The following is a 21,571-nucleotide window of genomic DNA, read 5'->3' as shown; positions in this document are numbered from 1 at the left end:
CGGATGGCCCGCGCATTTCCTCTTACCGGCTTCGTGCTCCTCCTGGGATTCTTGGCTCCGCTCTTCATGCCTCATCGCGCGATGGCGCAATGGTCGGCGATTGCCGAGGGCAAGGTTTCGTACACTGATGACGTGACCAATTTTTCCGCCGCCCGCCGTCTGAAATTCAGCGAAGACCCGAGCCAGCCCACCGGCCTCCCAAGCCGGTTGTCCGACGTCATCTGGGATCCCTCGCTTGAAGTGATCCGCTCTTCTTCCTCGACGCTCGGACCCAACGAGCTTTCCATCAAAGCCCAGGGATTCATTTTTACCAACAATCCGAGCTACAACCACGGCGATTTCCGGGCGCAATTCAAACAGGGGCTCTCCCGGGACACCTCGCTCCTTCTCCGGTACCGGAATGTGCCCAACCAGTTTCTGGGCCCCAATTTCGAGCGTCGCACCGGGAACCAGTTGATCCAGGAGGAGCGCGTCTCCTCGCAGACGGTGCGCGCGGAACTCGAGCATCGAATGAATGAGTCGTGGACGGTGACGCTCATCGGGCGTTATGGGCTCCGCACGTACAATGAGGCGTTTGCGGAGCGTGACACGAAGTTCTGGACCCTCGGCCCGCAAGTTCAGTATGCGGTCAATGCCCGGGTCTCCCTGGGGTTGGGCTACCTCTATGAACTGGGTCTGGCTGATGGCCGCGGTGATACGCAATTCAACGATGATGTTTCGTACCGCTTGCACGCCGTTTGGGCCGGAACGGACCTCACGCTGACGGAGTCGCTTCTCCTGCATCTGGCCTACATCTACCGGCGCAAAGACTTTACCAGTGATTTGGTCGGGGATACGCATTTCAACCGGCATGATGACAGCCACCAGGGCATGGCGGAGTTTCGCTATCGCCTCAGCCCTGTGGTGAGTCTCTCGGCGTCCTTCCAGCGGACCCAGCGAACCTCTACGGTGGCGACGAAAGACTTTAACGATACGATCTATTCGCTTGGCGGCAGCTATCGGTTTTGACGCAGGGGCTCTGTGTGTGCCTTGAGCTAAGGACAGCTCTAGGGTGCCTGGCACGGTGGAGGCGGGCTGAAGAGGCGATGCCAAGCCAGTCTTGAGAGGGCAAATTGCGGTTACGGTATGATTAGGATTGGTTGGGAGAGAAGGGCCCGTGCCAAGGGGTTTATCCGCCCGCAATAATTACGATAAAGCGATAAAGTGCGGGCGGGTCTCACGAAGTGCGGTTTGGTGGGCCGTGTAGGGGTCGAACCTACGGCCCGCTGATGAAGAGGAGCGGGCCACAAGAGTTTGCCGAGTCATTTCGCTTGTATCCCCGTTACTCCAGGTTCAAGGCGGTTTGCTATCTGCAAGCCTCTTGCTGATATGCCAGTTATGGCATATCATAAAGCCATGAGTGGGATTGAATGAAGCCGGTGCATTTTGTAGGGGCTTCGCGGGAGGACATGCGGGAGCTTCCTGCGGATGCCAGGGAGACAGCGGGGCACCAGCTTTTCAAAGTGCAGCAGGGGAAAGAGCCGGACGATTGGAAGCCTATGCCCACGGTTGGGGCTGGGGTCAATGAGATCCGAGTGCGGGATGAGAGCGGAGCCTATCGAGTGCTCTACCTGGCGAAGTTTGAAGAAGCCGTCTATGTGCTGCATGTCTTTGAGAAGCGGTCTCAGAAGACCCCGAAAGGCGATATCCAGCTAGCCAAGGGGCGCTATGCTGATTTGGTGAAGTGGCGGAAGGAGCAAGATTTATGACACGTGCAGCGGTGACCAAGGGCAGCGGGAATGTGTTTCGGGATTTGGGATTCTCCGAAGAAAAGTCCGCCGAACTGATTTTGAAAAGCAGTCTGCTTCAAGCACTCCAAGAGACGATTAAAGGACGAGGGTGGAAGCAGGTTGACGCGGCGGATCAGTTGGGCATTGACCAAGCGAAGGTATCAAAATTGTTGGCAGGGCAGATGGCGGGATTTTCCATTGAACGGCTGGTCCATTTTCTCTCGCTGCTCGGACAAGATGTCGAAGTCACAGTCCGGAAGGCTCCACGCGGGCAGCGACGCGGGACCATACGGACGAAGATTGCCAAGAAGTTAGAAAAAGTTACTGGGTAATGCGAGAAATTCCCCTCAATCAACAGTACCCGCCGCGCCTTCTTTCCCTTTGTCGATCATGCTGGCTTTGAAAGAAATATGACAAAAAATTTCAAAGACCAACCCGCTTTGAAAGATCTTCTTCAGTACTGGTTCCAGGGGGAGAAGAAATAGAAAAATCACAGAAAATATTTTCTGTGACCGTCTACACGGTGTCTACCCCGGCGACTTGGAGGAGGACTGCGGCTTGTAAGTGGTTGATTTTGGTGGGCCGTGTAGGGGTCGAACCTACGGCCCGCTGATTAAGAGTCAGCTGCTCTACCAACTGAGCTAACGGCCCACCTAGGTATGTACGTTGCGGGGATGTGCGGCGGTCGTAATCCTTGTCTGCTTGCTGGTGGTGCGCCTGACAGGATTTGAACCTGTGGCCCTCAGCTCCGGAGGCTGATGCTCTATCCAGCTGAGCTACAGGCGCTCCCGCAAGCAAGGAGCGTCACCATAGCACAGGGCCAAAGACTCTGTCTAGGAGGGCTTGTCGATTGTGAGGGCCGGATTTTCCGGGAGAAAGGCGTACGGCAGGAGGAGTTCTTCTCCTGCCACGTGGTGTTCTCGCTGCATGGCAGCCAGTTGCTCGGCCTCTTCTCCGGCCAGCTGCTCTTCTTCCCGGCGAAGCGCCGAGGAGAGTCGAATGACGGGGAGAGACGTTTGTATCTCGCAGGCTCCCTCCACCGTTCCGTCCTCTTCTGAGGGGATTCCCATAGACCGGCAGGTGAGGGGCCGGAAGGCGTAGATGGCGCAGCGCCCGTCGGAGTCGAGCGCCGGACAGGGCAGGTCGGCAAATTGTTCGACGAGCTGTTCGATCAGCGGATCGGGCCAGTGATCGAGAAAGGGGGATGCGGCGAGCTGTGGGAATGCCGCTTCCATGCCGGCGATTTGGGTGAGCGCCCGTTCTTGAATTGCCTGCCGTCGGTGAGTGGAGAGCTCAGTCAGTCCACGTTCGATGTTTTTGCGATCCAGGATGGTAATGGGAAAGGGTCCGATGCAGCAGCGACAGCAGCCTGCGCGGCAGGGCACTTGGCCCAAGAGGGCTGCCGTGGCCCGTTCAAACCACCGTGACGTCTTTTGCGAAAGTGTGGAGGGGAGCACCGCCAGTGGAGGCGTAGAGGCCACGAGGGCTAATCCTCTTGGGGGGCCATATCGACGATCAGATCGCCCTTCGGAGAGTAGAATCCCTGGTCGTCGATTTGCACGATGCCATTGCACTGGTCCTGGTAGAACTCCAGAATCCAGCCGTTGAAATCATAGCCTTCGTCGGTGATGTCAGATTTGGAGAAACGGGTGGTCAGGATGAACCGCGATCGGGTGACATATTCTTGCGCGAGCTGCGCCTCAATATCCTCATAGGCGGTCAGGAGATCGACAAATTGTTTCTGCTCCTGCTCAAACACATCCTGGTAGCTGCCCCGGTCGCGCACGCAAAACAGCTGCACCGGCTGGCGATCGCGATGATAACCCAGTGAAATTCTGACCCAGGCCCATTCGTCGAGCGCCGCGTCGTCGATGTTGGAGGGCACGATCGGCGTTTGGCCGCGGGCTTTCAGGAAGTCGATCAAGAGCCTGAGGGGGGGCGAGTTTTCCTTCTGGCAGAATACGCGGGAATAGACAAACGCTTCAGCCTGTTCGGATGACGAAGGCTGCGCCGCTGCCGGAAGAATCGGGAGTTCCTTGCCCATGAAAATCCTTTCGCGCCGGTCACCGTGGATGAACGAGGGCGGGCCGCTGACCCCACATAGCGGCTACTCTACCCCTGGGTGTCTTGGAACTGCAAGAGGGCTCTGTAGGCTGTTTCCCACGCCAGACGGGAGCTTTTCCCGTTGACAGCCTGGAGACTCTTGGCTACACTCTCGCGGGTTTTAGCGGTATCACGCAGCGAGGCGGGTTTTTCGATACACGAATTTGAGTCCGGGTGTTCGTACGAGAGGCAAGGCAACATCGGTTCCGTGTTCTTACTTTCTCTCAATTCCAAGGAGGTTCTCGAATGGCAAAATCAATGACGAAGTCGCAGATCGCCGACTACATGGCCCAGAAGACCGGTTTGACCAAGAAGGCTGCCGTCCAGATGATGGACGATTTCGCCGCCTTGGCCTATCGTGAAGCCAAGAATGTGTTCACCGTGCCCGGTATCGGCAAGTTGGTGCTGGCGAACCGCAAGGCCCGCATGGGCCGGAACCCGCAGACCGGTGAGCCGATCAAGATCCCGGCCAAGCGTGTGGTGAAGTTCCGCGTCGCGAAGGTGGCGAAGGACGCAATCCTCGGAAAGAAGTAACAGGATTTCCGTCTGGCGCCGTTGCAGCGCCATGGCCGTTCATCCGGCTTCATCCGCTGCAGATGACGACACAAGAAGGGCCGGTTTCCCTCGTGGAAACCGGCCCTTTCCGTTTCGGACAGAAGGCTGATCAGTGCGGCAGTGTTTTGACGATCAGGTGTACGCGAAGCCGAGACCGGGTTCCCGTCCGGTTGTCTGCGGGGAACGTCTCATACGTGGGAGGGGCCCAGGCCGCTTCCTCCCATCCCGTCGTGTCCGACGAGGCGAATGGCGTCCCCGTCTTGTACCAGCGAATCCTCGCTCGCAATCCGCTTATTGATGGTAACCAACACCTTCTTTTCGCGCAGGAGTTGCAACAGATGGCGGAGTTGCACGCCTTGGCGTTGAATCACTTGCCGGACGGACATCGAGGTCGGGATTTCGCAGGCCAGATCGCGTTCTCCGTCGGCGGTTTGTAGTTGGCCTGTGAGCATGATGGTGACCATTGCGGACGACTCCTTTGTTCCTGTGACGAGGCCGCCGATAGAGGGCGCAGACGTTGACTCGGTGGCAGCGTCCACCGATAATAGCTCCGTTATGCAATCCTTAGATATCAACAATCCCGGCATGCCGGATTTGCAGTTTGTCCTCTTCGTGTCGGCGCTCTGTACCTCTGATCTCGATTCGCTGAACATTCCTCCGGCGGTGCGCAGGGTGATTTTCGACCGGTGCTGGGCGCTCGTCAATACCGATCCGCCCCCTGCGCTTCGGCAGGAACGGGTGCTGGATCTTCGCCACGGCGACGAGCTTACCTTAGAGGCCTGCCTCGAGGCGATCCGTTCAGTCTTGCGTGAGGCCGGTATCCGCACCATCACGTGGGACCATCCGCCCAGCGAACCGACGCGCCCCAGTACGCCGGCCGCCCAACCGCTCATCGACCGGCTCCAGCAACTGTACCCCGAAGGGCCCGATATTGTCGATCCGGGCGGATCCTCACCCGAAGAATCCGGTGGGCCGATCTGACACGGTGAGAATGCGCTGTTTGTCCCGCAAGGTCCTTCGCCCCTCAAGCGACATGAGTCGATGAATGGGGGGCGACATGCAGATGAGCCAGACGACGCTTGACGGGGTCTTCCTGATTGAGCCTGGGATTGTTCGCGGCCTGCGCGGGGTATCCTATTGAACGATCCCGGCTTGGCGATTGCCAGGCGGATCGTGCCCCCGTTGCTGTCGTCAAACGCTCAGGACTGCAAGGCCTTGTCGGAGACGGACGGTAATCCGCCGGAGTGGTCCGGAACGCCATGAGCCTTCTGGCCCGTTGATCCGGCGAGGCGGCTGTGTTATACGGCCTAGGCTGTCAGGTAGGCCGTCATACAGTCAGAACCATTCGATCCCTAGGTAGGAGGAGGACTTAAATGGGAAATAGCTTAAAGGGAACCAAGAGCCATGAGAATCTCAAACACGCGTTTGCCGGCGAGTCGCAGGCCAACCGGCGCTACCTGTATTTCGCGCGGCGCGCGGACATTGAGGGATATCCCGATGTGGGCGGGTTGTTCCGCGACACGTCGGAGGCCGAAACCGGCCATGCGTTCGGCCACCTCGATTTCTTGAAGGAAGTCGGCGATCCGGCCACCGGGGTGCCGATCGGCAATACGGAGGCCAATCTCAAGTCCGCGATCGAGGGTGAGACCTACGAATATACCCAGATGTATCCGGGTATGGCGAAGACCGCGCGGGACGAAGGATTTGCCGAACTCGCCGAGTGGTTTGAAACCCTCGCGAAGGCGGAACGGTCGCATGCCAACCGGTTCCAGAAGGGACTCGACAGCCTGAAGCAGGGCTAGTTCCGGTCCGGCGCAGAGTATACCGAAGGGTGGATCAGGCTGCGGCTTGATCCACCCTTCCTATTTTCCGCCTTGTGTTCTCGCAGGATATCGGGAGACAATACCGGCCATGAAAGGTCTGAGCCTCATCTCGCCAGTGGATCCGGCGCAGCTGGAAAAGGACACCTTGCGGATTTATGAAATCTGCGACGGGTGCCGCCGCTGTTTCAACCTGTGCCCCTCCTTTAACACGCTCCTTGACGGCGTCGATCGGCACCACGGCCATGTCGAGAAGGTCATGTCGGTTGAGCATCAGCGGGTCGTCGATGAGTGCTACTACTGCAAGCTCTGTTACAACCATTGCCCCTATACCCCGCCGCATCAATACGCGCTGGATTTTCCCAAGCTCATGGTGTTGTGGAAGCAGCGGTTCGCCGCTGAGCGAGGGGTGAGCTGGCGCGATCGTCTGTTAGTCCAGACCGATCTGATCGGCCGATTGTCTACGATCGCGGCGCCGTTTACGAATCGGGTGCTGGCCTTGGGCCCGGTCCGTCGAGTGATGGAATGGGTGATGGGCGTCCATCGAGAGCGCCGGATCATGCATTTTTCATCGGAAACATTTGTACGGTGGTTTCAGCGCAGACCGGCCCCACCTGTTCCGAGGCCGGCGCAGAAGAAAGTCGCCCTGTTTGCCAGTTGCCTGGTCAATTACCAGGCTTCCGATGTGGGGAAGGCGACGGTACAGGTGTTGGAGAAAAACGGAATTATCGTCACCGTGCCGGATCAGCAATGCTGCGGCATGCCGTCCTTCGATTTCGGCGACACAGTCGCGATGCAGAAAGCGGCGCAAGCCAATATCGGTGCGCTGCTTCCCTGGGTCGAGCAGGGATATGATGTCGTGGTCCCCGTGCCCAGCTGCAGCCTCATGCTCAAGCGGGAATATCCGGCATTGCTCGCCGGTGACGAACCCAGGAAGGTCAGCGAACGCACCTTTGATATCTGCGAATACCTGATGATGCTGAAGCGCGAGGGTGTGTTGGCGACGGATTTTGTGCGCAAGCCCGGCCGCGTGGCCTACCAGATTCCCTGTCACCTGCGTGATCAGAATATCGGGTTCAAATCGAAAGAACTGATGGAATGTGCCGGGGCGCAGGTCGACGTGATCGAAAAATGCTCCGGTCATGACGGGTCCTGGTCCGCCAAGACGGAATTTTTTCCTCTGTCCATGACCATTGCGAAGAAAGCGGTGCGGGCCATTGAACAAGCGCCTGCCGACCTCGTTGCGTCGGACTGTCCGTTGGCCGGGTTGCAGCTCGATCAAGCCGGCGCGTCGGCGCACGTCGGCGGGCGGCCGGCCAAGCATCCGATCCAAATCGTTCGTGATGCGTACGGGTTGCCGTCATGAGAACTCGTCACCTGTCACGTGGTACGCGTGTCGAGCCCTCCAACCAGTGGAGCAGAGACCGGCGATGAGGGGCATCACCCTGGATGAAGTCATCCCCTACGCCGACTATGAGCGGCAGCGGGAGGAATTTCGGTCCCGCATCATTGCGCTCAAGCAGCGCCGAAGGATTTCAGTCGGTCCGCTGATCACCCTGGTGTTCGAGAATCGGGAGACGCTGAAATTTCAGATCCAGGAGATGATCCGGGTCGAACGGATTTTCGATCCGGTGAAAGTGCAGGAAGAGCTGGATGTCTATAATGCCCTGTTGCCATCAGATGGCGAACTCAGCGCGACTCTTTTGATCGAGATTACGGATGAAGCCAGAATGAAACACTGGCTCGATACCTTTATGGGGTTGGATCACGGCCAGAAGGTGGCGATTGTCGCCGGAAACGAGCGGATTTTCGGCGAGTTCGAAGGCGGTCATAGCCACGAGACCAAGATCAGCGCCGTGCACTTCGTCCGGTTCCGCCCGACTCCGGCGATGATTGCGGCGCTGGCCGATCTTCGCCAGCGCGTCACCCTCAGTGTCGATCACAATGGCTACCGCGAAGCGGCTTCCGTGCCTGGGAGCATGCGGGAAGAATGGCTCTCAGACTTGACCCAACGTGCCGAGAATTGAGTGCCGCGTGCTGAGTGAGGTATTGGAGCGTCCGGTTTTTGTAGTTGCCACGCAGCACTCAGCACTTAGAATGTGGGAGATCACATGCCCCCTGTCTTACTGACCAAGCGCATCGAGTTTTCCTCCTCCCATCGGTATGTCAGGACGGAATGGGATGAGGCCAAGAATCGCGCGGTCTTTGGTCCCTGCTACAACCCGCCGGCGCATGGCCATAACTATCTGCTCGAAGTGACCGTGGCCGGTGAAGTGGATCCGAAGACCGGCATGGTCATCAACCTCTTCGATCTGAAGCGGGTGTTGCTCGATATGATCGAGGAGTTCGACCATAAGAATTTCAATCTGGACATGCCCTATTTCACCGACCGGATTCCGACGTCTGAAAACATCGCCCAGGTGCTGTGGAGCAAGCTGGAGTCGCAGCCGGATATCGGGAGGCTGCACCAGGTTCGCCTGTGCGAAGATGAAGACCTCTATGCCGAAGTGAGTGAGGCGGCCGGACCGGATGTGGCCAGCGTGGTGCGGCGCTATTCGTTCACGGCCGTGCTGGATGGCTGCAAGGGCCACACCTGGGATTGTTTTGTCACGGTGCACGGCCCTATCGACCCGGTGACCGGCATGGTGACGGACATCGGCGCGCTCGATCGGCTGATGCAGGCGCGGGTAGTGAAGCCCTTCGATCAGCACCACCTGGGTGAGGTCCTGGGGGTGTCGTCTCTGACCGGCGACCAGCTCGCCAGGGCCATCTGGGAACGGCTCACCGGCCGCGTGTCAGGCGGGACGTTACAGAAAGTGAGCCTTGTACAGACCCGTGATCTGACCTTCGAATACGCCGGCTGATTCGCCGACGGTTCCTGCCCGATTCCCCTTCAACGGGGATTCCCCGTGAAACGAGCGACAAAGGTTTCACCGAGGCCCTGCCGGACCTTTTCCGGTTCATTCAGCGGGAGGAGACTCGTTGGACGGAGGGTCCGTTTTATGTGTTGTCCTGCCCGTCCAGGACGGCTTTCACGGCAGATGACAGGCTTTGGATGGTAAAGGGCTTAGCCACAAAGGTGACTGAGCGGCTGGAGATTCCTTTGCGCAGGAGGTCGTCTTCATTGTATCCCGACATAAAGACTACTCGAAGAGTCGGCTGTTTGACGATGAGCTGTTCCGCGAGTTCGCGTCCGTTCATGCCCGGCATCATGATATCGGTCAACAGGAGATGGATCGGGCCATTCCCGTTCGACATCCGTTGGAGCGCCTCATGGCCGTTCGGCGCCTCTATGACATGGTAGCCCTGCATCGTTAAGATTTCACTCGCAATCTCCCGCACAATGCTGTCGTCATCGACCAGCAGAATCGTCCTCGTCTCTGCCTTCGGTTGATCGGGTCGCTCCATGGTGTGTATCGCCTCTGTATCGACAAGGGGACCGGTCAGTGAATAGGCTCAGCGCCGGCTGATTGCACCGTTGGCGCCAATGGTACCCCCACTCTTGGTCATAATGCCATAGATCGTTGCCATCCCGACCTGGTCTCCTTGCGAATGTCCTCCAATCGAGAAACAGTCAAAATTCCTGGTCTGCACGCCGCGAGACCTATTCCCTGCGCTAGTGCGTGTGACTGTTCTCATGGCTGCAGGAGGGTTGCCGGCATTGGGTGTTGCTCAGGCCTCTTTGCGGCATGACCCATTCGGGGGCTCCTGCTGATCGTTCGCGGCATGATTGCAGAAGGGGAGCATGGAGGTAATCCGGGAAATCGTCACGAGAAGCAGGGGGACGGGGAGTCGATGTGCCGTCTCTCTTAGCGCGGGGAAGACGGTTTGAGCAGCGCTCGAACTTTCTCGATGAGCGTGGTGGGGAGGAACGGCTTCTGCAGAAAGGCCGTATCCTCGAGAATACCGTTGGCCTGCAGCGTCTCTCCTCCATAGCCTGACATGTAGAGGACGCGGGTGTCCGGCTTCATGGCCCGTATACTCTCGACAAGCACCGAACTCTTCATGCGGGGCATGATCACATCGGTAATGACCAGATGGCAGGGCCCCTTGTGGACTTGCATGCGCTGGAGCGCCTGCACCCCGTCCTCCGCCACCAGCACGCGAAACCCCTGGTCTTGCAGGACGGTGGTGATCAGGGTGCGGATGCTGTCATCGTCCTCAACCAGCAGAATGGTTTCCTGGGAACCTTCAGGCTTGTCGGCTGCCGGCGCGACAGCCGCCACGGCTCTTGTCCCCTCTACGCGCGGAAGGTACACCGTAAATCGTGAGCCTTGGCCCGGCTGGCTGGCCGCGTCGATGTACCCGCGGCTTTGCTTCAGGATGCCGTAGACGGTGGCCAATCCGAGTCCGGTGCCTTTTTCAGGTCCTTTGGTGGTAAAGAAGGGCTCAAAAATGTGTGCCAGCGTATTGGCATCCATCCCGCATCCGCCGTCTTGAACGGTGATTTTGACGAAGGATCCGGCGGTGGCCCCCTGATGAAGCCGGATAAACTGCTCATCGAGGTCGGCGCGATCCGTTTCGATATTCAGCAGCCCCCCGTCCGGCATGGCGTCACGGGCGTTCACGGCCAGGTTCATGATGATCTGTTCGAGCTGGACGGGGTCCATCAGGGCATAGCCCGCATCGGGGTGCAGTACCACCACCATCTGGACATGCTCGCCGATCATGCGTTGAAGCAGATCCTCCATGTCGTGGATGGCCGCGTTGATGTCCAGTTCCCTGGGTTCAAACACCTGCCGGTGGCTGAAGGTCAGGAGTTTTTTCGTCAGGGCGGCGGCTCGCAGGCCGGCCTGGCTGATGATGTCGATTTCCCGCGTCGCCGGATGCGCGGCGAGTTGCTGTGTCAGCCGATGGGCATGGCCGATGACGACCGTCATGAGATTGTTGAAGTCATGGGCGATCCCGCCCGCCAGCCGCCCCACCGCCTCCATTTTCTGCGACTGGTGGAGCGCCTGTTCGGTGCGCTTGTGGTCGGTGATATCGGCGATCGTCTCGATGATGTGGGTGTGCCCTTCGTCGGTCGTGGCTTTCGACCAATGGACGAGGAGGAACTGATTCCCTGGCAGGGGGACTTCGCTGGAAACCACGGAGCCGGTGTTCAGCGCTTCGGGCATCCGGCAAAAGGTACAGGGGGCCGGGCATCCCGCGATTTTCTCATAACAGGCGTTCCCGGCGATGTTGCCGAATTTCTTGAGACCCGTCTCGTTCTGAAATTGCACATGATAGGTGGCGGGATCGATGACGGTCACAATCACCGGCTGGGAATTGAGCAGCGTCTGCGCGTCGTACTGCGGGAGATGGGAGGAGGATGAAGATGACGACATCCGGTATGCCTCGGGTAATGGATGCGCGGCCAAGGTCTCCGCTGGACACAGGCTACGACCGCCAATCCTTGGTATCGCGCCGGCTCCCCCGACATTACTATACGGATGCCGTGAGTCAAGCAGAAGAAGGATTCTATAAGCGCGGAAGCCGAAAAGACCGGAGCCGGGCGGATTACTTCAGCAGATGATCCGCTATCAGGGCCGCCAGCTCAGCCGGTTCCACCACGCCTTCGCGGGTCAGGAGGAGTGCGCCGTTGGAGAAAAAGTGGGTGGTAGGGTAGGTTTCGAACGTATGGGTCTTCTTGATTTCACGGCAGCGGCCCGGCACGTGCATTTTGGCCTTGCCGACCTTGACGGCCGGGAACTTCGACGCGGTTTCTTCCAGGATGGGATCGTATTGCTTACAGGGCTCACAGGTGGCAAGCCCGTAGGCGACGATGGATGCCGGGGCATCCGTAAATTCCTTGTAGTTGGCGTCGCTGACGTCGAGTATGGTGCTCATGGATGTCCTGCATGCCGAGTTCTGAGTGCTGAGTAGGCCGGTATCCCGGCCCTCAGCACCCAGCACTCAGGACTGATGGTTAGCTTAACTTCGCGAGGGCGTCGAGAATGTCCTTATCCTCGCGCGCCACCTTGATTTCCTGCACCTTCACGTAGGCGACCTTGCCGTTCTTATCGACAATGACGGTCGCGCGCTTGGAGCAGTTCAACGGCTCGAAGTACAAGCCGTAGGCCTTGGCCGTGGTCCGGTGCACATCGGACAGCAGGCGGTGCTTGAGATCCATGGAGTCGGCCCAGGCCTTGTGGGAGAAGAAGCTGTCGCAGCTGACGCCGAAGAGCTCCGCGTTGGCCGATTGGAACTTGGGGAAATCATCGGTCAGGCACTTGTTTTCTCCCTGACAGACCGGGCTCCAGTCCAGCGGGTAGAAGCACAGCACGACATTCTTCTTGCCCCGATAGTCGCTCAGCTTCACATCCTGCTGGTCTTGGTCCTTCAGATTAAAATCCGGGGCGGTATCGCCCACCTTGATTTCCGGTGCTACATCGCTCATTGCAGATCCTCCTTTGGGAACATCGCTATATGGTGGCGGAAATGAGCTCTCAGGTTGAGAGAACCCTTCAAGAAGCTCAAACTTTGTACCTTGTGGTTTGAAAGCTTGTCAACGGGCCTGAAGGCCTATGAGTCTGGGCCATGGGTTCTAACCCGTCGAACTTACGGAAGATTTGCCTACCCCTGGAGCTCTCGAAAGCCGATCATGCGACCGGTCGGGGCCGCAGTCCGGTGATTCACGATCCGGATGGTCCGGCCTAACAGGGGGAGGCGAAACGCCGTGCCGACTTTGGGGGATTGGCCGATACGGAGCAGTTCGTTCGCCGACTCCGTCAGCAAATCCTTCGCGGCACTCTCGGAGAGGCCTTTCCCGTAGAATGTTTCGATCTCATCGAGGCCGAATTTGGTCAATCCCAGCGTATGACACCAGATCTGGTCCGGTTTCGCGGCCTCGTCGTGGGTGATGGCGATATGGTCGTCCACCAGGAAGCTGACGAGGGTCCGGTTCTGCCAGTCCGACGGATTGATGTAGGCTTGGGTCGCGATATCGTAGGCCGTGCCTTGGGTCAATAGCGTCAGGCCGCGCGCGAGACGGGCCGCAAAGAGCACGGTGTCGGGCATGTCGCGGTTGGGCACGATTGAGGGGGCGATGGCTCCCATCAGGTTGTGCTCCCAGGCCATGTTTTTCATGATGTCGTCGGTATGTGTCGTGGGTAACGGCATCACGACGTGCGCCGACCAGGGGCCATGCGTGGCCTGCCACGACTCCGGAGCCTCGGCTTCCGGTCGAATGGTCAGGGGGCCGCCATACTCCCGTTCGTACCAGATCTTAAGTTCATCCGTGGCCGGGGCGGTTCCGCGATAGCCGATGAAATACAGCGGGGGCCGTTTCGATGACGGTTTCGGAACTTTCTTCTTAATTCTCATGAGTGAGTCCGTTACTTGCCGGCTTTTTTCGCTTTGCGCCGTTCGTCCGGGTTCAGGATCCGCTTGCGCAGTCGCAAGTTCTGCGGGGTGATCTCGACCAGCTCGTCCGGGCCGATGTATTCCAGCGCGAATTCCAACGACATTTCTTTCGGCGGTGTGAGTACCAGGGCTTCGTCGGATCCCGAGGCCCGCATGTTCGACAGGTGCTTTTCCTTGCAGACGTTCACGTCCAGGTCTTCGTCACGGCTGTTCTCGCCGATGACCATCCCGCGGTAGACATCGACGCCGGGGCCGATGAACATGGTGCCGCGCTCCTGCACCATGAAGATGGCGTAGCCGGTGCTCGTGCCGTCTTCAAAGGCGACCAGCGACCCGTGCGGCGACACCAGCAGATCCCGTTCTTCCGCGGGCTCATAGGCCGCAAACACATGGTGCATGATGATCGTGCCGCGGGTTTTCGCGAGCAGAATGTTCTTCAATCCCATGATCCCGCGGGTGGGAATATGGTACTCGAGATGCATTTCGCTGGTGCCGACGTCGGAATGGATCAGCCGCATATGCCGCAGTTCGCCGCGGCGCTTGCCCAACTCTTCGATGACGGCTCCCTGGTAGATCTCGGGCACCTGAATGGTGAGTTCCTCATACGGTTCCGTGACCTTGCCGTCGACGTCGCGATGGACAATGACCTCCGGTTGCGAGACCTGGAGCTCATAGCCTTCGCGCCGCATCTGCTCGATCAAGACGCCGAGATGGAGTTCGCCGCGTCCGGCGACGAGGAAGCGGTCCGCGCTGTCCGTTTCATGCACGCGCAAGGACACGTTCGTTTCGAGTTCCTTGAACAGCCGGTCGCGCAGGTGCCGCGAGGTCAGATACTTGCCCTCCCGTCCCGCGAAGGGGCTGTTGTTGACGGAGAAGGTCATCTGGACGGTCGGTTCATCGATGGTCACGCGCGGGAGCGCGATCGGGTTCTCAGCATCGGCGATCGTGTCGCCGATGCTCACGTCGTCGAGCCCGGCAACCGCGACGATTTCTCCCGCTGCCGCCTGGTCCGCATCCACCCTCTCAAGGCCCGAATAGACCGCCAGGTCGGAGACTTTCCCGGGAATCTGTGCGCCGTCCTTTCCCATTAGCATGACATTCTGCCGGCGGGCGATCGAGCCGGACTGAATCTTGCCGATGCCCATCTTGCCTTTATAGGCGTCCTGCACGAGCGCGAGCACGAGGATTTGCAGCGGCGCATTGGCGTTGATGGCCGGGGCCGGAATCTTCTCGAGTACCGTGTCCAGCAGGGGCGTGATGTCCGTGCCCGGCTTATTCACATCCAGCGTGGCCTGCCCTTTGATGGCGGCCGCGTAGACGATCGGAAAGTCGAGCTGTTCGTCAGTGGCGCCCAGGTGGACGAAGAGATCGAACGTGCGGTTCACCACGTCGTCGATCACGGCGTCGGGGCGGTCGATCTTGTTGATGACGACAATGGCCTTGTGTCCCAGCGCGAGGGCCTTCCGCAACACAAAGGTCGTCTGCGGCATCGGGCCTTCTTTGGCATCGACGAGGATCAACACGCCGTCGACCATCCGCAAGGTGCGCTCCACTTCGCCGCCGAAATCGGCGTGGCCGGGGGTATCGACGATGTTGATCTTCACCCCTTTATAGGTGACGCTGGCGTTCTTCGCGCGAATCGTGATGCCGCGCTCACGCTCCTGGTCCATCGAGTCCATGATGCGTTCGCCCATATCGTCGATCTTGCGATGGACGTGGGTCTGCCGCAGCACGGCATCGACCAGAGTCGTTTTGCCGTGGTCGACGTGGGCGATAATGGCGATGTTCCGGATATCGTTCCGGCGGTCGTGAGGGGCGCGTGTCTGTGTCATAGTCGTGGTCTTCTCTCGGTCAAAAAAAAGACGCCTCGACAGTGAGGCGTAACGGGGCAGTATACATGAACTGTCCCGCATCGCACAAGCCGACAGGTGGCGGGGCCTCGAATGGGTCTGGAAGGGGTCTGATTGTCTGGTGATTGAGTAGGACTGACGGGGGATCCGGTCAGCGGGTTTGCCAGGAGGCCTTGCGGGTCATCGTGCCCCAGGAGGCTTTTCTCCCGCGCACCCATTGATATAACCCGATGAGTTTCCAGAGCGAATTCAATTGCCGGTAGCCAAATTTCTCCAGCACGGCTCCCAGAAAAAGCAGGAGCACATGCCGGGGATTCGGATAGACGTGGAAGTAAATCTCTTCCAGAAAGAGCGTGCTCACGGACAATAAGATGCCCATGCTGACCGCGGCGAGCAGCAGCGTCAGCCAGGTTTTGAGCGAGACGAACCCGACGATCAATCCCCAACGGTTACAAAGAGATAGCCGAAGACTTCGATGGCGGGGCCGAGCCATTCGAAGAGGGCCATGAACGGGAAGGCCAGCCATCCGACAGTTTCCCCTTTGGGATGACACAGCAGGTCGAGATTCTTGGTCAGGCTCTCACACAGGCCCCGCTGCCAGCGAATACGCTGATTCTTGAGCGTCTTGAGGTCCTCCTGAGCTTCGGTCCAACACACGGGATCGGGTGTAAACGTAATACGGTAGGGTTTGCCTGTGAGCCGGAGATGGCGATGGAGTCGCACGACGAGTTCCATGTCTTCGCCGAGGGTGTCGTGCCGGTACCCGCCGATGCCGACGACGGTGTCCTTGTGAAACAGTCCGAATGCGCCGGAGATGATGAGCATCGCGTTGATCGGCGACCTGCCAGCCGCCTCCACCCGGTGCGGAGGTGGCCCGTCTGTTCGAACTCGCCCGCAAGCTTGAGACGGAGCGACGCTATCTGGAAGAGGCCGTCGCCTATCGAGAGGCCCTAGCCCTCCGACCGCGGGGCGCTTATCACCATGGGGTAGTTGGTAGATCGATGGTCGGCCAGGGTGTGGGGAACGATCACGCTCGGCTGGTGTAGATTTGGATGGGCACCCCAGGATCGGTCTCCGGACCATTCGCTGCCGGGCAGTCCAGCCTTCGCATGAAGCCATTCGCGGTCCCGGTCGAGAAAGCTGATAGAGGCCATCGTCACGTCGCACGCGTGCGCGGCCAGATGGACGAGATCTTCGAACGTCCGGTCCGGTTCAGTATCCAGCATGTCAGAGCGAAACAGTGCTTCCAGCCGCCGCTGCTCGTTTTGGAGTGTGGGGGTGGGTTTCATCGAAGGCACTCTCTCCCGCTTGCTGCGAAGGCCGCGCGAAGTTCGGTGCGTCTCTCCGGACAGGACGGTGGGCGATGGACTTGTCTGATTGCTCTGTATTCTTTCTCGGTGGTTCCTGTGAATTCTTGAGCGGGTGAGCGTCAGTGATGGCGGTCGTTTCTGGGGGCGGGGAGGCTCGATCCGCGGTGGACGTATCCCATTGTCTGATCGGCGGCCTTGCTTGAGTTTTGAGGGATGGCATTGTAAGGTGACAGCACTATCCCGCCCCGTTTTTATTCCCTTAAGGAGCGTGCAGGTATGGCTGGCGACGACCGGTTCGTTGAGATTCAAGAGCGTTCCCGGAGCCGGATGTGGCGCTGGTGGCAGGTCGCCCTGCTCAGCCTGCTGGCACTGGTGCTCGCGGGAGTGACGGCGGCCGCCGGGGTGGTCTGGCACTTTTCGCAGGATCTCCCGTCGCTCGATCTGCTCCAAAGCTATCAACCCAGCCTGGTCACCACGGTCTACGCGGACGATCGTCAGCCGATCGGTCAGTTCTTCATCGAACGGCGCATTTTGACTCCGCTGGCGGACATTCCAAAGACGCTGACGCAGGCGGTCATCGCCACGGAGGATGTCCGATTTTTCGACCATCCGGGGCTGGACTACATCGGCATTCTCCGCGCGTTCTGGACGAACATCCGGCATGGCGGCCGGAAGGTCGAAGGGGCGAGCACGATCACGCAGCAGTTAGCCCGTTCGCTGTTTCTCTCGTCGGAACGCTCGTACGATCGGAAGCTGCGCGAATTGATCCTGGCCTACAAGATGGAAGCGGTGTCCTCGAAAGAGCAGATTCTGGAGACCTATCTCAATCAAATCTATTTCGGCCAGGGGGCCTACGGGGTGGGGTCGGCGGCGCAATCCTACTTCGGGAAAGAGATCGGGACCTTGACCCTGGCGGAGTCGGCGTTTCTCGCCGGGTTGCCGAAGTCGCCCAGCCGGTTTTCGCCGTTCACCAACTATGAGCGGGCGAAGAAGCGCCAGGAACATGTGTTGTCGCGCATGGCGGAGGCGGGGTTCATTTCGGCGGCCGAGCGGGATGCGGCGATCGCCGAAACGCTGAATTTCCGCCGGCCCGGCAGCGAACACATCGCGCCGTATTTTGTGGAGCATGTCCGACAGCAACTCGTCGCCAAGTACGGCGAGACGAGCGTCTATAAAGGCGGCCTGCAAATCTATACGACGCTGAACCTGGAGATGCAGAAGGCGGCGGAGAAAGCGTTTCTGGCCGGCGTGCGCGATCTCGATAAGCGGCAGGGGTGGCGCGGTCCCAAAAAGACGGTTGATCCGGCCGCACTGCCGGCGCCGGGTGTGCCGGCTGCCGATGCTTCGCTGAAACCGGGCGATCTGGTTGACGGCATCGTGCTCAAGTTTGCCAAGGATCATTATGTCGTCCAGGTCGGCGAGGTGACGGCGAAGCTGGCCTTCGACGATATGGCCTGGGCGAAACGCTTTCTCAAAGGACCGGATCCGACGCAGGATGTCGTGCTCAATCCCGATCCGAAAAAGATCCTCAAACCCGGCGATGTCATCGAAGTCGGGGTGAAGAAGGTTGCCAAAGACGGTCTGCAAGTGGTGTTGGAGCAGACGCCGGTCGTCGAAGGCGGGCTCGTGGCGATCGATCCGCGGACCGGCGCCATTCGGGCCATGGTGGGAGGATACGATTTTTCCCGCAGCGAGTATAACCGTGCGATCCAGGCCCATCGGCAACCCGGCTCGGCGTTCAAACCGGTGATTTACGCCACTGCGATGAGCCAGGGGATGAGTCCTGCCACCCAGATTCTGGATGCGCCGGTGGTCTACGAGCAGGAAGCGGAAGACAAGATCTGGAAGCCGGAGAACTATGGCCGCAAGTTTCACGGCATGGTGACGTTGCGGGAGGCGTTGGCTCATTCCCACAATCTGGCGACGGTGCGGTTGCTGGATAAGGTGGGGATCCGGAACGTCATCGACTTCGCGAAAACGGTCGGTATCACCAGTCCGCTGCCCGCCGATCTGTCGCTGGGATTGGGGACCTCCTCCATGGGGTTGTTGGAATTGACGTCGGTCTATGGGGTGTTTCTCAACCAAGGGATGAGAGTTGAGCCGTTTACGATCAAGACGGTCAAGGACAACGCGGGCAAGGTGCTTGAGGTGATGGAAGAGCAGCCACATGAAGTGATCACGAAGGAAACGGCCTACCTGATTACCAACATGATGGAAGATGTGATTCAGAAGGGGACCGGGCAGGCAGCCAAATTGCTCGCCCGGCCGATTGCGGGGAAAACCGGTACGACAAACGAATATCTGAATGCCTGGTTCATCGGCGGCGCGCCGAATCTCGTGGCCGGCGTGTACGTCGGGTTTGATGATCGGCGGCCCTTGGGCGAGGGGGAGACCGGCGCGCGGTCGGCTTTGCCGATCTGGATTCAGTTTATGAAAGAGGCGCTGCTCAAACTGCCGGTCGCGCCGTTTGAAATTCCCGATGGCGTGACGTTTGTAAAGGTCGATCCTTCCACCGGGTTGTTAGAGTCGGAGACGGAGCAGGAGGGGGAAGGAAAGGGAACCGTTGAGTTGTTCGCCAAGGGCAGTGAGCCGACCCAGGCTGCGCCGCGCCGTCTCGACCCGACCGACTTCTATAAGCTGGATCAGATTCCCGAGGGGCAGCCGGTGGGGGAAGGGACCGGAGCCCCGTAACGAATTAGGCCTTCGAGTCCTGGTATTCCTCGTGCCAGGCCATTTGGATGCTTTCCAGAATCTTCTCGTTTGATTTCTTCGGATCGTCTTTAAAATCAGGCAACGCCACAATCCAGGTGTGCATATCTGTGAACCGGACCGTCAGCGGGTCGGTGTCCGGGTGTTCCTCCACCAGGCGAATCGCGATATCTTCCGTGTTGTTCCATTTCAGATCCATGGGATTCTCCCTGGCGCGAGGCCAGAGGCACGTGGCCAGGGGGCGTGTGTTCATCCCCCCGCCTCTAGCCTCTTGTCTCTAGCCTGTTCAGGTGATGTCGGAGACCTTCTTCCCTTGCAAGCTCCGCTTGAGGGAGTCGTCCAGCATGGCAACGGTCAGGCCTTTTGCCGCCTGTTCGAGTTCGGCCATACGCGCGCGGATAGCGCGGGGATCGTTGCCGTCTTTGGCGGCGGCCAGGGCCGAGAGCACGTTGCGGATGGCGGTCATGTCGTCTGCCGACACCAGGTGTCCGCCGTCGGCCAAAGATTTCTCCGTCGTGGTGATCAGAGCCCCGGCGTCAAGCCGGGCCTCGATCAATTTTCGCGCGCTGACATCGTCCGCGGCAAACTTGAACGAATCCTCGATCATCCGCTCCACTTCTTGATCCGCCAACCCGTAGGAGGGCTTGACCTCGATGGACTGGCTCTGCCCGGTCCGCATGTCGGTGGCCTTGACGTTCAAAATCCCGTTGGCGTCGATGAGGAAGGTGACCTCGATGCGCGGCACCCCCGCCGGCAGGGGCGGAACTTTCAGCCGGAAGCGGGCCAGGCTGCGGTTGTCTTTCGCCAGTTCCCGTTCACCCTGGAGAATGTGAATGTCCACGCCGGTTTGGCCGTCCACATAGGTGGTAAACATCTCCTTGGCGCTGGCGGGGATCGTCGTATTGCGGCGGATCAGGCTGCTCATGACCCCACCCATCGTCTCGATGCCAAGAGACAGGGGTGTCACGTCGAGAAGCAGCATGTCGGTGGTGCCGCCGCTCAGGATGTCGGCCTGCACCGCGGCGCCGAGGGCCACGACTTCGTCCGGATTGAGTTCGCAGTGTGGTTGTTTGCCGAAGAGTCCCTGGACTCGTTGGCGCACCAGCGGCATGCGAGTCGAGCCGCCGACAAGCACGACTTCATCGATGTCGGCAGGCGAGAGTCCTGCGTCCTTGAGCGCGAGGCGACAGGGCCCCAGTGTACGTTCAACCAACGCGGTGCAAAGGGACTCCAGTTGATCGCGCGTCAGTTCTCGCGTGAACCGGCCCTTGCCTTCCGGCAGATCAAGGGTTGCCGTGGTTTTGAGTTCGTCTGAGAGGCGTATCTTTGCCCGTTCGGCTTCGAGCCGGATCCCTTGCATATGATCGGGATGAGCATTGAGGTCGAGCCCGAACTGGTTCTGAATATCCGCCAGAAACAGATCGGCAATCAGCCGGTCGAAGTCGTCGCCACCGAGGTGCGTATCGCCGTTCGTCGCCAGTACCTCGAAGATGCCGTTCTTCAGCTTCAAGATTGAAATGTCGAATGTGCCACCCCCCAAGTCATAGACTGCGATGGTTCCCTGGGTGCGCTGTTGCAGTCCATAGGCCAGCGAGGCGGCGGTCGGTTCGTTGATGATACGCAGGACCTCAAGTCCCGCGATCATGCCTGCATCTTTGGTGGCCTGCCGCTGGCTGTCGTTGAAGTAGGCCGGGACCGTGATAACGGCTTTGGTGATGCTCTCTCCGAGAAAGGCTTCCGCCCGGAGCTTCAGCTCCTTGAGGATCATGGCCGAGATTTGTGGGGGGGAATAGGTCTTCTCGCCGAGCTTGATGCGGATGACTCCGCCCTTTTCGGTCAATGTGTAGGGGAAATAGGCGAGCTCGTCCTGGACGTCGGCCAGGCCTTTGCCCATAAACCGTTTCACGGAATAGACAGTGCGTTCCGGGTTCCTGGTCAGGTGTTCTTTGGCCGGATCACCGACGATGAGCCCGTTGTCGGTCAACGCAACGACGGAGGGGACCATCGCCCGCTCATGGCGGCCTGCAATGACGCGGGGCGTGCCCTTGTCCATATAGGCGACAAGGGAGTTGGTGGTGCCGAGATCGATGCCGACGATTCGTGACATGGTG

General features: G+C 59.3%; 24 protein-coding genes and 2 tRNA genes. 10 read left to right on the top strand and 16 right to left on the bottom strand.

What is annotated here, in order from left to right; translation table 11 throughout:
• Window positions 1-3: 3 nt before the first annotated feature.
• The 3 genes from ACO9S2_RS05830 (at window position 4) to ACO9S2_RS05820 (ending at window position 2,101) form a co-directional block, all read left to right on the top strand.
• Window positions 4-1,008, top strand: a complete 1,005-nt coding sequence (locus tag ACO9S2_RS05830) for a hypothetical protein (protein ID WP_423721007.1) — start codon at window positions 4-6, stop codon at window positions 1,006-1,008.
• Window positions 1,009-1,409: 401 nt separating this feature from the next.
• Entirely contained in the window at window positions 1,410-1,748 is a 339-nt protein-coding gene (locus ACO9S2_RS05825; RefSeq protein ID WP_423721006.1) for a type II toxin-antitoxin system RelE/ParE family toxin, read from the top strand.
• Window positions 1,745-2,101, top strand: a complete 357-nt coding sequence (locus ACO9S2_RS05820) for a helix-turn-helix domain-containing protein (protein WP_423721005.1) — start codon at window positions 1,745-1,747, stop codon at window positions 2,099-2,101. The genes ACO9S2_RS05825 and ACO9S2_RS05820 overlap by 4 nt, the downstream gene beginning before the upstream one ends.
• 243 nt (window positions 2,102-2,344) lie before the next feature.
• Here the strand turns inward: ACO9S2_RS05820 and ACO9S2_RS05815 are convergent.
• The 4 genes from ACO9S2_RS05815 to ACO9S2_RS05800 all read right to left on the bottom strand — a co-directional run bounded on the left by ACO9S2_RS05815 (window position 2,345) and on the right by ACO9S2_RS05800 (window position 3,813).
• A tRNA-Lys gene (locus tag ACO9S2_RS05815) sits at window positions 2,345-2,420 on the bottom strand.
• 58 nt (window positions 2,421-2,478) lie between these two features.
• Window positions 2,479-2,555, bottom strand: a tRNA-Arg gene (locus ACO9S2_RS05810).
• Between the two features lie 47 nt (window positions 2,556-2,602).
• Window positions 2,603-3,250, bottom strand: a complete 648-nt coding sequence (locus ACO9S2_RS05805) for a YkgJ family cysteine cluster protein (RefSeq protein ID WP_423721004.1) — start codon at window positions 3,248-3,250, stop codon at window positions 2,603-2,605.
• Window positions 3,251-3,255: 5 nt separating this feature from the next.
• Window positions 3,256-3,813 carry a hypothetical protein gene (locus tag ACO9S2_RS05800; RefSeq protein ID WP_423721003.1) on the bottom strand — a complete coding sequence of 186 codons (558 nt, stop codon included), beginning with the start codon at window positions 3,811-3,813 and terminating at the stop codon, window positions 3,256-3,258.
• Window positions 3,814-4,118: 305 nt separating this feature from the next.
• Here ACO9S2_RS05800 and ACO9S2_RS05795 point away from each other — a divergent pair, with 305 nt between their 5' ends.
• The gene (locus ACO9S2_RS05795) at window positions 4,119-4,406 is read left to right on the top strand and encodes an HU family DNA-binding protein (protein ID WP_423721002.1); all 288 of its coding nucleotides are present in this window, start codon (window positions 4,119-4,121) and stop codon (window positions 4,404-4,406) included.
• A gap of 209 nt (window positions 4,407-4,615) precedes the next feature.
• Here ACO9S2_RS05795 and ACO9S2_RS05790 read toward each other — a convergent pair whose 3' ends face one another.
• Window positions 4,616-4,891 carry a MoaD/ThiS family protein gene (locus tag ACO9S2_RS05790; protein ID WP_423721001.1) on the bottom strand — a complete coding sequence of 92 codons (276 nt, stop codon included), beginning with the start codon at window positions 4,889-4,891 and terminating at the stop codon, window positions 4,616-4,618.
• Window positions 4,892-4,982: 91 nt separating this feature from the next.
• Between ACO9S2_RS05790 and ACO9S2_RS05785 the strand changes: the two genes are divergently transcribed.
• The 5 genes from ACO9S2_RS05785 (at window position 4,983) to ACO9S2_RS05765 (ending at window position 9,111) form a co-directional block, all read left to right on the top strand.
• The gene (locus ACO9S2_RS05785; protein ID WP_423721000.1) at window positions 4,983-5,408 is read left to right on the top strand and encodes a hypothetical protein; all 426 of its coding nucleotides are present in this window, start codon (window positions 4,983-4,985) and stop codon (window positions 5,406-5,408) included.
• Window positions 5,409-5,800: 392 nt separating this feature from the next.
• Window positions 5,801-6,229, top strand: coding sequence for a rubrerythrin family protein (locus tag ACO9S2_RS05780; RefSeq protein ID WP_423720999.1), 429 nt, complete (start codon window positions 5,801-5,803; stop codon window positions 6,227-6,229).
• A 109-nt stretch (window positions 6,230-6,338) separates the two neighbouring features.
• Window positions 6,339-7,613 carry a heterodisulfide reductase-related iron-sulfur binding cluster gene (locus tag ACO9S2_RS05775; RefSeq protein WP_423720998.1) on the top strand — a complete coding sequence of 425 codons (1,275 nt, stop codon included), beginning with the start codon at window positions 6,339-6,341 and terminating at the stop codon, window positions 7,611-7,613.
• A gap of 64 nt (window positions 7,614-7,677) precedes the next feature.
• The gene (locus ACO9S2_RS05770) at window positions 7,678-8,274 is read left to right on the top strand and encodes a DUF3501 family protein (RefSeq protein WP_423720997.1); all 597 of its coding nucleotides are present in this window, start codon (window positions 7,678-7,680) and stop codon (window positions 8,272-8,274) included.
• An 84-nt stretch (window positions 8,275-8,358) separates the two neighbouring features.
• The gene (locus ACO9S2_RS05765) at window positions 8,359-9,111 is read left to right on the top strand and encodes a 6-carboxytetrahydropterin synthase (protein WP_423720996.1); all 753 of its coding nucleotides are present in this window, start codon (window positions 8,359-8,361) and stop codon (window positions 9,109-9,111) included.
• A gap of 136 nt (window positions 9,112-9,247) precedes the next feature.
• On the opposite strand, the gene ACO9S2_RS05760 is transcribed toward ACO9S2_RS05765, so the two are convergent.
• From ACO9S2_RS05760 to ACO9S2_RS05720, 9 genes are all read right to left on the bottom strand, one after another.
• On the bottom strand, window positions 9,248-9,655 hold the full coding sequence (locus ACO9S2_RS05760) for a response regulator (protein WP_423720995.1): 408 nt from the start codon (window positions 9,653-9,655) through the stop codon (window positions 9,248-9,250).
• Window positions 9,656-10,056: 401 nt separating this feature from the next.
• Window positions 10,057-11,574: an ATP-binding protein gene (locus ACO9S2_RS05755; protein ID WP_423720994.1), complete on the bottom strand. Its 1,518-nt coding sequence runs from the start codon at window positions 11,572-11,574 to the stop codon at window positions 10,057-10,059.
• A gap of 172 nt (window positions 11,575-11,746) precedes the next feature.
• Window positions 11,747-12,076: a thioredoxin family protein gene (locus tag ACO9S2_RS05750; RefSeq protein WP_423720993.1), complete on the bottom strand. Its 330-nt coding sequence runs from the start codon at window positions 12,074-12,076 to the stop codon at window positions 11,747-11,749.
• A gap of 79 nt (window positions 12,077-12,155) precedes the next feature.
• Entirely contained in the window at window positions 12,156-12,626 is a 471-nt protein-coding gene (locus ACO9S2_RS05745) for a redoxin domain-containing protein (protein ID WP_423720992.1), read from the bottom strand.
• Between the two features lie 176 nt (window positions 12,627-12,802).
• The gene (locus tag ACO9S2_RS05740) at window positions 12,803-13,552 is read right to left on the bottom strand and encodes a hypothetical protein (RefSeq protein ID WP_423720991.1); all 750 of its coding nucleotides are present in this window, start codon (window positions 13,550-13,552) and stop codon (window positions 12,803-12,805) included.
• Between the two features lie 11 nt (window positions 13,553-13,563).
• Complete coding sequence (gene typA, locus ACO9S2_RS05735; RefSeq protein WP_423720989.1) at window positions 13,564-15,423, bottom strand: translational GTPase TypA; 1,860 nt, start codon at window positions 15,421-15,423, stop codon at window positions 13,564-13,566.
• 169 nt (window positions 15,424-15,592) lie between these two features.
• On the bottom strand, window positions 15,593-15,880 hold the full coding sequence (locus ACO9S2_RS05730) for a hypothetical protein (protein ID WP_423720988.1): 288 nt from the start codon (window positions 15,878-15,880) through the stop codon (window positions 15,593-15,595).
• Entirely contained in the window at window positions 15,877-16,266 is a 390-nt protein-coding gene (locus ACO9S2_RS05725; protein WP_423720987.1) for a glycosyltransferase, read from the bottom strand. The genes ACO9S2_RS05730 and ACO9S2_RS05725 overlap by 4 nt, the downstream gene beginning before the upstream one ends.
• A gap of 125 nt (window positions 16,267-16,391) precedes the next feature.
• Entirely contained in the window at window positions 16,392-16,730 is a 339-nt protein-coding gene (locus ACO9S2_RS05720) for a hypothetical protein (protein ID WP_423720986.1), read from the bottom strand.
• Between the two features lie 297 nt (window positions 16,731-17,027).
• Between ACO9S2_RS05720 and ACO9S2_RS05715 the strand changes: the two genes are divergently transcribed.
• Complete coding sequence (locus ACO9S2_RS05715) at window positions 17,028-19,442, top strand: penicillin-binding protein 1A (protein ID WP_423720985.1); 2,415 nt, start codon at window positions 17,028-17,030, stop codon at window positions 19,440-19,442.
• A gap of 4 nt (window positions 19,443-19,446) precedes the next feature.
• On the opposite strand, the gene iscX is transcribed toward ACO9S2_RS05715, so the two are convergent.
• Both iscX and dnaK read right to left on the bottom strand, forming a co-directional pair.
• On the bottom strand, window positions 19,447-19,659 hold the full coding sequence (gene iscX / locus ACO9S2_RS05710; protein ID WP_423720984.1) for a Fe-S cluster assembly protein IscX: 213 nt from the start codon (window positions 19,657-19,659) through the stop codon (window positions 19,447-19,449).
• 87 nt (window positions 19,660-19,746) lie between these two features.
• Window positions 19,747-21,567 carry a molecular chaperone DnaK gene (gene dnaK / locus ACO9S2_RS05705; RefSeq protein WP_423720983.1) on the bottom strand — a complete coding sequence of 607 codons (1,821 nt, stop codon included), beginning with the start codon at window positions 21,565-21,567 and terminating at the stop codon, window positions 19,747-19,749.
• Window positions 21,568-21,571: the final 4 nt, after the last annotated feature.

It is taken from the genome of Nitrospira sp. NS4 (assembly GCF_049546785.1).
Classification (GTDB): domain Bacteria; phylum Nitrospirota; class Nitrospiria; order Nitrospirales; family Nitrospiraceae; genus Nitrospira_D.
Note: the sequence above shows the minus strand (reverse complement) of the source record. Positions and strands in the feature narration are given on the sequence as shown.